This is a genomic window from Streptococcus sp. BS35b (genome assembly GCF_000286475.1).
In the GTDB taxonomy this organism is placed as follows: Bacteria; Bacillota; Bacilli; order Lactobacillales; family Streptococcaceae; genus Streptococcus; species Streptococcus oralis_W.
This window is the reverse complement of sequence record NZ_ALKH01000016.1, coordinates 39,255-46,899: the sequence shown is the minus strand read 5'-3', so window position 1 is coordinate 46,899 and position 7,645 is coordinate 39,255. Positions and strand designations below refer to the sequence as shown.

The following is a 7,645-nucleotide window of genomic DNA, read 5'->3' as shown; positions in this document are numbered from 1 at the left end:
ACTTTTGCGTATTCTGCAGAGCCAGCGTCAGCGATTTTTTCATCGTAAGCAAGGATTTCAAGGAAGAATGGAATGTCTTCTGCCACACACTCAGAGCCGATACGTTCGATATAAGCTTGTTTTTGTTGGTTGAGTTCGTCAGAGCTGTCTACGTCATAGTAAAGCAAGAATTTGACTGCATCTGCGCCTTGTTCTTTGATGCGTTTGGCAGACCAAACATCCAAGCAGTCAGGCAAGCGTTTAGTGCTTGTTGTGTCGTAGCCAGTTTTCTCATAAGCAAGGAGAAGACCAGCATTGGCATCAAGCGCTTTTGTAGCTGGAAGACCATACTCTGGGTCGAGAAGCATAGAGGATGCGTATTTAGTCAATTCATCTGCAACCAAGACTTTGAGTTCTTCCATTTGAGCCACTGTTGGCTCTTCTGTTTGGTATTGAGCCATGAGGCGTTTCAAAGCACCACGTTGGTCAAAGGCAAGGGCTGAGATAATGCCGTTCTCGTCAAAGAGTTTTTGCAAACAGGCTACTTTATTGGAACTTAATTGTAATTTACTCATAGATACTTCCTTATTTTTGATAGTCATGAATGATCACACCTTGTACCACACGGTTTACGGTACCAGTAGGAGACGGTGTATCTGGTTTATTTTTTACCTTGAGTGAAGTCAAAAGGGCAAAGAGTTGGGCATAAACGATGTAAGGGAAGACACGGTAAATATCGTTCAAGACACCACCACAGCCAAGGGCCACTTCCTTGACCTTTTCAAGACCAAAGGCTTGATCACTCAAAAGCACAACACGACGAGCAATGTGATCACCAGCAACTTCACGAACCAAGTCCAAGTCGTACTTGCGAGTGTAGTCTGTCGTTGTGCCAAAGATCAAAACAACTGTGTCTTCGTTGATCAATGATTTTGGACCGTGACGGAAGCCAACTGGGCTTTCATACATAGTCGCAACTTGACCAGCAGTCAATTCCAAAATCTTCAACTGAGCTTCATGAGCAAGGCCAAAGAAAGGACCAGCGCCCAGGTAGATAACACGGTTAAAGTCAAGGTCTACAAGCTCTTTAACATCTGCTGCATTGTCTAGAATCTTACGCGCAAGGCTAGTCACAACTTCAAAACGTTGAGCTTTCACAGCAAGTTCTGTAGGATCAAAAACTAAGAGAGCTGTTAGCATCATGGACGTAAAGCTAGAAGTCATGGCAAATCCAGCGTCATTGGAAGCAGCTGGTTGCAAGAGCAAGAGATTGCGGTCATCGCCATGAGCTTGAAGAGCCAATTTACCATCTGCTGCACAAGTAATGGTCACTTGGTAAAGGTCGTCCACTAAGGCTTTAGCCAAATCAACCGTCGCCACACTTTCAGGCGAATTCCCACTACGAGCAAAGGAAACAAGGACAGTTGCCACATCTTTTTTCAAATAAGTTTCTGGATTGGCAACAATATCAGTTGTCGCAATAGCATTGAAATTCCATTTGCGTTCATCATAGACTTCCTTAAAGTATGGTACCAAGGTATCTCCCACATAAGCAGAAGTCCCAGCCCCTGTCAAGATAACCTTAATATAATCATGTTTATCCGCAATTCCTTGTAGGAAGGCTGCAATTTCTTCACGTTGTGCTTGATAAGATTCAAAAGCTTCTTTCCATACATCAGGCTGTTGGTAGATTTCACGAGTCGTGATTTCTGCACCCAGTTCAAGTAATTGTTCTTTTGTGTAATTTAGCATAGAGTTCCTCTAATCTATTGTTGTTTCATTCCTATTGAAAATATGGGAATGGGAGTGACTCCCATTCCCATGTATATTCTATACAAGCTGTTCTAACGATTTTCACGTTGTCACATCTTATACTCAATGAAAATCAAAGAGCAAACTAGGAAGCTAGCCGCAGGCTGTACTTGAGTACGGCAAGGCGACGCTGACGTAGTTTGAATTTGATTTTCGAAGAGTATTATTCATCTTCGTCATCATCGAAGCCCGCTAACAGGTCATTGACTTTTACGATGCTTTCTGCAGCACGGCTCTTGTAGTCCGCATCTGCACCTGTAAGGCTCGCATTGATAAATTCAATCACCATTGGAAGATTCATCCCTGCGTAGAGTTCAATGTCGCGACCTTCCATAATCAAACGGCTTACCACGTTACAAGGTGTTCCGCCGAGAAGGTCCGCAAAGACTAGGAAATCATCCAATCCTTCGATAGCAGCTTCAAATTTGGCAGTAAATTCTTCTGGGCCATCTTCTGGAAGAAGAGCCACTGCATGAATGTTGTCCTGTGGACCCATGATCATTTCTGTGCTACCTTTAAGTTCTTCACAGAAACGACCATGACTCACCAAAATTAATGATTTACTCATAAATTATGCGCCCATTCCAAGCAAGAATTTACCGATGAATGAAAGACCTACTGCAAGAACGATAATGATACCGATCGCTTTAGTAGAGTTCATACCTTTCTTACCAAGCAACCAGAAGATAAAGGCAGTAAAGATTGCTGGAAGCAAGCGTGGGAAGATTGAGTTCAAGATATCTTGGAAGTCAATCATCTTTTCACCGATTGGCAATTTGTAAGAAATGTCAAAGTTGATCATTGTTGCTACAAGAGCACCCATCATGAAGACACCAAGTACAGATGCAGCGTCAATCAAAGCTGTCAAAGTACTTTGCATGTTGTTGATAAGGTTAACCCCTTCTTTGTAGGCAAATTCCAATTGTTTCCAACGGAAGATGTCATAAGCAACTGCAACCGCGATCCAAAGGAAGATACCCCATGGTTGGCCAGCGATAGCCATAGTTGCTGCGATAGATCCCATGATAGCAGGTACAAGTGAACCAAAGATTGTGTCTCCAAGAGGAGCGAATGGTCCCATCAAACCTGTCTTGATACCGTTAACGGCATCTTTTGAACCTACACCATCTTTTTCTTCCATGGCAAGGTCAAAACCAGCGATAATTGTGTGGAAGAATGGTGAAGTATTGAAGAATTGAGTATGAACTTTCATCATTTCTTTCAATTCAGGAGTTCCATCCCCATACATTTTACGCAATTGAGGCAAGATCATGTAAAGGTAACCAGAAGCTTGCATACGTTCGTAGTTCCAACCTAATTGGAAAGTAAACAAGCTACGTTTGTTGATTTGATTAAAATCTTCTTTTGTAAGTTTGTAATTAGAATTCGTCATCTTCGATTTCCCCACTTTCTGATGGTGTAGAAGGTGCTGCTACAGCTACTTTTTGGCTGTTCTTAAAGTGAACAACTGCAAGGAAGATACCTACGATAGAAACACCGATCATAGACAAACCTTTGAAGTTGTTAGCAAAGCCAATCTTTTCAGCAACATCAGCAGGAAGAGTACCAAGGATACCCGCAACAGCTCCACCAAGACCTGTTACATATGAGTAAAGAACAGTCAACATAGCTGTCAAACCAAATCCCATTGCAAGGTAGTGAAGGTTACGTTTAACTGGAAGGTAACGAAGCAAGATTGCAAATCCAAGACCTGGAAGCATACGTCCTGCAAGTGTCAAACCATCTGCAATCCATTGATATTCTTTAACAAGGTCTACTACTGATTGTACAAAAGCACCACCAAAAGCAAGAGCGAAGAATACTGGAAGGGCACGAGAAAGAGCCCAAGGCACTGCACCAAGTAGGTAGTTGCGTTCGATACCTTTGTAGTCAAAGCGTTCGATCGCAGCATCAATACGGTGTGCAAAGAAAGTAGTAGTCATACGTCCAAGAACGTCGAAGTATGTCAAAAGTGCTGCTACTGGTACAGCGATTGTTGTGATTGCAAGATCTGTATCAATACCTTGAGAGATAGAGAATGCTGTTGCAAGAACCGCACCAGAAGTTGCGTCGATACGAGAAGCACCACCGAAGGTACCAACCCCGAGAACGAACAACTGCAAGCTACCACCGATAAACAAACCAGTTGTCACATCTCCCATGATCAAACCAGTAATAAAACCAGCGAATACAGGGGAACCTGCAGATGAAACGATTGTCAACTCATCACAGATTTGATAAGCTGAGTACAAAGTGAGAAGTAAAATTTGCCACCATTGTATCATAACAATGACCTCCTAAAAATTTTTTCCTATTTTAGTAAGCTCAAAAAGTCTGAAACTGGATCATTTGGAACCATTTGAGCAGTGAGTTTCACACCTTTTTCTGCTAGTTTGTGGAAATCTTCCACATCCTTGTCTACCACGTTGATAGAACGTGTGATAGAGCGAGTTTCTGGTGTTTGAGACATATTGCCGACGTTGAGTGTTTCAAGCGGAACACCTGCTTCGACCAAACCAAGGAAACGGTCTGGTTTACGTGCAACGATAAAGAGACGTTGGCTATCGTATTTACCAGCAAGGATATTTGCTGCTGCTTTCTCAACTGGCAAGATACTGAGTTTCACACCTGGTGGTGTCGCAAGCTTCAAACCACTCTTTTCAATATCGTTGTTAACAACTTCGTCGTCTACAACCATAATGCGTGAAACATTTAGTTTTCCAGCCCAAAGATTGGCTACTTGACCGTGGATCAAACGTCCATCGATACGGCATCCTACAATTGTCATAAGTTTTCCCCCTTTATGTGTTTTAGTGTAGGTTTACGAGTTAAGTGAATCTCTTCTTTATATTCGCCCTCAGTTTCAAAGATGATGATGCGATTAGCACCTTCCTTGAGATAGCTATGAGGGATATAAAGTGAGAGGGTCGGGCCGACGTTCCAGAAACGCCCTAGGTGACGCCCGTTGACAAAGGCAACTCCCTTACCAAACTCAGACAAGTCTAAGTAGGTATCTTTTGGCTCTTCGACCGCAAAGTCGAAAGCGTAAAAGGCTGGTTGTCCTTCTGTCCATCCTTTTGAAAAATCAATCTTCTCAGGATTATCCAGTGGCAGTGGATATTGTTTCCAATTCAGTAAGAAATGCAGATCCTTGCAGACACCTGTACGAATTCCTTTATGTTGCGTATCTGCTAAGAACTTGTGTCCATAGTTAACACGCCCCATATTTTCGATCAGGATATCAATCTCTGAACAGCCTTCTCGATTTCCCTGACAGTAGATATCTTCACCAATCTCTGTCTGGTATTGAGTAGCAATCCATTTACCATCTACAAAGAGTTGAGCTCGGTCACGTCCATCGATGATGCGGAGACGTTCCTCTTCTGCATCCCAACTTGCCTCAGTGCGGTAGAGAAGGTAGCCATAACTTTGACCAAGTTCTTCCATCGCTTTTGGATAGAGGCTTTCAGTAGGACTGGAGAGACTATCCAGAGTTTCAAACAAGGAAACTTTTTCGACCAATGGAATGGACCCCATCCCCATGCTTTCCTTATAGAGTGGTTCCAACTGTGGATACTCTGGGAAGTGGGTTGCCATCATCTTCTTGACTGCTAGGTATTTAGCAGTTGGATTTCCTTCTTCATCGAGAAGGGCATCATAGTCGTAAGATGTGACTTGTGGCAAATCCAGAGTTCCTCGAGCCGAGCAACCGTTCATGAAACCAAAGTTTGTACCACCATGGAACATGTAAAGGTTGATAGAACCTTGCTCCAATACCTCTCGAACAGCTTCTGCCAATTCTTTAGGATCCCGTGTGATGATGGGTTCTTTCCAACGGTTGAACCAACCATCCCAAAATTCCATACACATGAGAGGCCATTTCTTGCCATGCTCATCAAAGAATTCCTGCATCTGTGAAAAGTTATAAGGAGCCTTAGAACCGAAGTTCCCTGTCACAAAGAGATCATCTTCAATCAAGGTTCCGGCTTTCAAAGTAGCCCTCCATGGGCCATCTGAAGTAAAGAGTGGGCAATCAATCCCTCGGTCTTCCATCAATTTCCGAATTGCTCGTAGATAAGACTTATCTTCTCCATAAGAGCCATATTCATTTTCAACCTGCATCATGAGAATATTCCCGCCATTATCCAACAAGCGAGGTACAAGCCTCGGCAATAATTGGTCATAATAGCGAGCAACCGCCTCGATATAGGCCGGGTCGGACGAGCGGATTCGCATGTCCTTGGTCAAGAGCCAAGCCGGCAAGCCACCAAATTCCCATTCCGCACAGATAAATGGAGACGGGCGTACAATGGCATAGAGACCCAAATCTTGTGCTATTTGAAGAAACCTCTCCAAATTTCTGGCACCTTCAAAATCAAATTCCCCTTCAACGGGTTCATGTAAATTCCAAGCCACATAGGTCTCGACTGTATTAAAGCCAAGCGCCTTTAAGTTATAGAGAGAATGATACCAATCCTCTGCTGGAATCCTAAAATAATGAATGGCGCCAGACAAAATCTTGAACGGCTTCCCATCTAAATAGAAATCGTCCTCAATTTTAAATCTTGTCATGTTACCACCTCTGACGAATTAAGTTTGCGCTTTCATTTATTATAATATTAAATATAATCAAATCTTTTGCATTTGTCAATAGGTTTTAGAAAATTCTTTAAAATTTTTCTATTTTTTTACTTACCATTTACCAAAATTATCTAAAAATAGCATGAAAGCGATATTTTAATGTATGATAATTCACAAGGTTATAAAATGGAATTCTTTACATGTAACATAACATTTTTAGTCTATTATTTTAATTTTTTTTACCTAAATACTACTAATTTGTCTGTATTTATGGTAGAATCAAAATTGGAGAAAGAGAATCGAGGTGAAATTATGGCTATTCCAAAATACCAATATATTAAAGATGAATTAAAAAACAAAATCATCTCTGGTCAATTTGCAAGTGGAGATAAATTTTATACAGAAGCAGAATTGATCGCGATGTATGATGTTAGTTCAATCACTGTTGTGCGTGCTTTGAATGACCTTGCAAAAGACGGCTATATTGTCCGCCAACAAGGTAAAGGTACTTTCGTTTCACGTGCCCGCAAGCACAAACTCGTTGAGTTTTCAGATGTCGAAATCTTTGAAACAAAAGATGATAAAGTTACTGTCCTTTCTATCGAGCGTGGAAACAAGCTTGAATACTTAGAGAAGCTTGGATTACGTGGAGATCAGTTCTACTACAAAATTGAACGTACCCGTCAAACAAATGGCGTAACTTACATCTACCACACATCTTATATTCCTGAACAATACATCAATGCCAACTATCCAAATCTTGACTATTATAGTTCTATCTATAAACGTTTCAAATTGGATTACCGCATTCACATGAACGATGAACATTTTGAGGAAATCAATGAAATCGCATTTCCAACACCAGAGCACGTTGCTTCTGTACTTGGAATCGATACGCAATTTCCAACTGTCTTCCAAACGAAGACTACTAAACTTGAGGCTACTGGCCAAGTCCTCGCCTATAGTGAAACGTATAAGCGAGCAGACTACTACAAAATTAAATTCCTCTCATGTAATCGAGGTCATTAAGAGAAAGCTTGAGCCCAGCTCAGGCTTTTTCTATATTCATTATAGCACGAGAAAGAAGTTGTGAGAACGCTATGAAAGGTTCTTATTTAATTAGTAGCGTTTTTACTAAAAACAAGTTAAATATTAGCTTTCTCTTTCTCATTTCTGGAAATAATTTTCTTCTAAATCTTATGATTTCCTCTATTTATTATAGTTCTTATATAAACCCACTTGACATTTTACTCCTTAGATAATAAAATAAAAT

Annotated in this window: 8 protein-coding genes; 1 reads left to right on the top strand and 7 read right to left on the bottom strand. The window is 41.3% G+C overall.

What is annotated here, in order from left to right; genetic code table 11:
* The 7 genes from HMPREF1149_RS10745 to HMPREF1149_RS10715 form a co-directional block, all read right to left on the bottom strand.
* On the bottom strand, window positions 1-554 hold a 554-nt coding region (locus tag HMPREF1149_RS10745; RefSeq protein ID WP_009068025.1), incomplete at its 3' end, for a tagatose 1,6-diphosphate aldolase.
* 10 nt (window positions 555-564) lie between these two features.
* Window positions 565-1,731, bottom strand: a complete 1,167-nt coding sequence (locus HMPREF1149_RS10740) for an SIS domain-containing protein (protein ID WP_000936019.1) — start codon at window positions 1,729-1,731, stop codon at window positions 565-567.
* A gap of 223 nt (window positions 1,732-1,954) precedes the next feature.
* A complete protein-coding gene (locus tag HMPREF1149_RS10735) occupies window positions 1,955-2,359 on the bottom strand; it encodes a PTS sugar transporter subunit IIA (RefSeq protein WP_000045700.1) in 405 nt (134 codons plus the stop codon).
* Window positions 2,360-2,362: 3 nt separating this feature from the next.
* Window positions 2,363-3,184 (bottom strand): PTS system mannose/fructose/sorbose family transporter subunit IID, encoded by an 822-nt coding sequence (locus tag HMPREF1149_RS10730; RefSeq protein ID WP_000185284.1) that lies wholly within the window; start codon window positions 3,182-3,184, stop codon window positions 2,363-2,365.
* Complete coding sequence (locus tag HMPREF1149_RS10725; RefSeq protein ID WP_000616992.1) at window positions 3,171-4,076, bottom strand: PTS mannose/fructose/sorbose/N-acetylgalactosamine transporter subunit IIC; 906 nt, start codon at window positions 4,074-4,076, stop codon at window positions 3,171-3,173. Before HMPREF1149_RS10725 ends, HMPREF1149_RS10730 begins: the two co-directional genes overlap by 14 nt.
* Before the next feature lie 26 nt (window positions 4,077-4,102).
* The gene (locus tag HMPREF1149_RS10720; RefSeq protein WP_000156968.1) at window positions 4,103-4,579 is read right to left on the bottom strand and encodes a PTS sugar transporter subunit IIB; all 477 of its coding nucleotides are present in this window, start codon (window positions 4,577-4,579) and stop codon (window positions 4,103-4,105) included.
* Entirely contained in the window at window positions 4,576-6,363 is a 1,788-nt protein-coding gene (locus HMPREF1149_RS10715) for a glycoside hydrolase family 35 protein (RefSeq protein WP_000196622.1), read from the bottom strand. Before HMPREF1149_RS10715 ends, HMPREF1149_RS10720 begins: the two co-directional genes overlap by 4 nt.
* Window positions 6,364-6,642: 279 nt before the next feature.
* On the opposite strand from HMPREF1149_RS10715, the gene HMPREF1149_RS10710 reads away from it, so the two are divergent.
* Entirely contained in the window at window positions 6,643-7,401 is a 759-nt protein-coding gene (locus tag HMPREF1149_RS10710) for a GntR family transcriptional regulator (protein WP_162281877.1), read from the top strand.
* Window positions 7,402-7,645 lie beyond the last annotated feature (244 nt).

Coding starts and splice junctions, on each gene's coding strand:
- HMPREF1149_RS10725 (WP_000616992.1), bottom strand. CDS start 4,076: ATGATACAATGGTGGCAAATTTTACTTCTCACTTTGTACTCAGCTTAT.
- HMPREF1149_RS10730 (WP_000185284.1), bottom strand. CDS start 3,184: ATGACGAATTCTAATTACAAACTTACAAAAGAAGATTTTAATCAAATC.
- HMPREF1149_RS10715 (WP_000196622.1), bottom strand. CDS start 6,363: ATGACAAGATTTAAAATTGAGGACGATTTCTATTTAGATGGGAAGCCG.
- HMPREF1149_RS10710 (WP_162281877.1), top strand. CDS start 6,643: ATGGTAGAATCAAAATTGGAGAAAGAGAATCGAGGTGAAATTATGGCT.
- HMPREF1149_RS10720 (WP_000156968.1), bottom strand. CDS start 4,579: ATGACAATTGTAGGATGCCGTATCGATGGACGTTTGATCCACGGTCAA.
- HMPREF1149_RS10740 (WP_000936019.1), bottom strand. CDS start 1,731: ATGCTAAATTACACAAAAGAACAATTACTTGAACTGGGTGCAGAAATC.
- HMPREF1149_RS10735 (WP_000045700.1), bottom strand. CDS start 2,359: ATGAGTAAATCATTAATTTTGGTGAGTCATGGTCGTTTCTGTGAAGAA.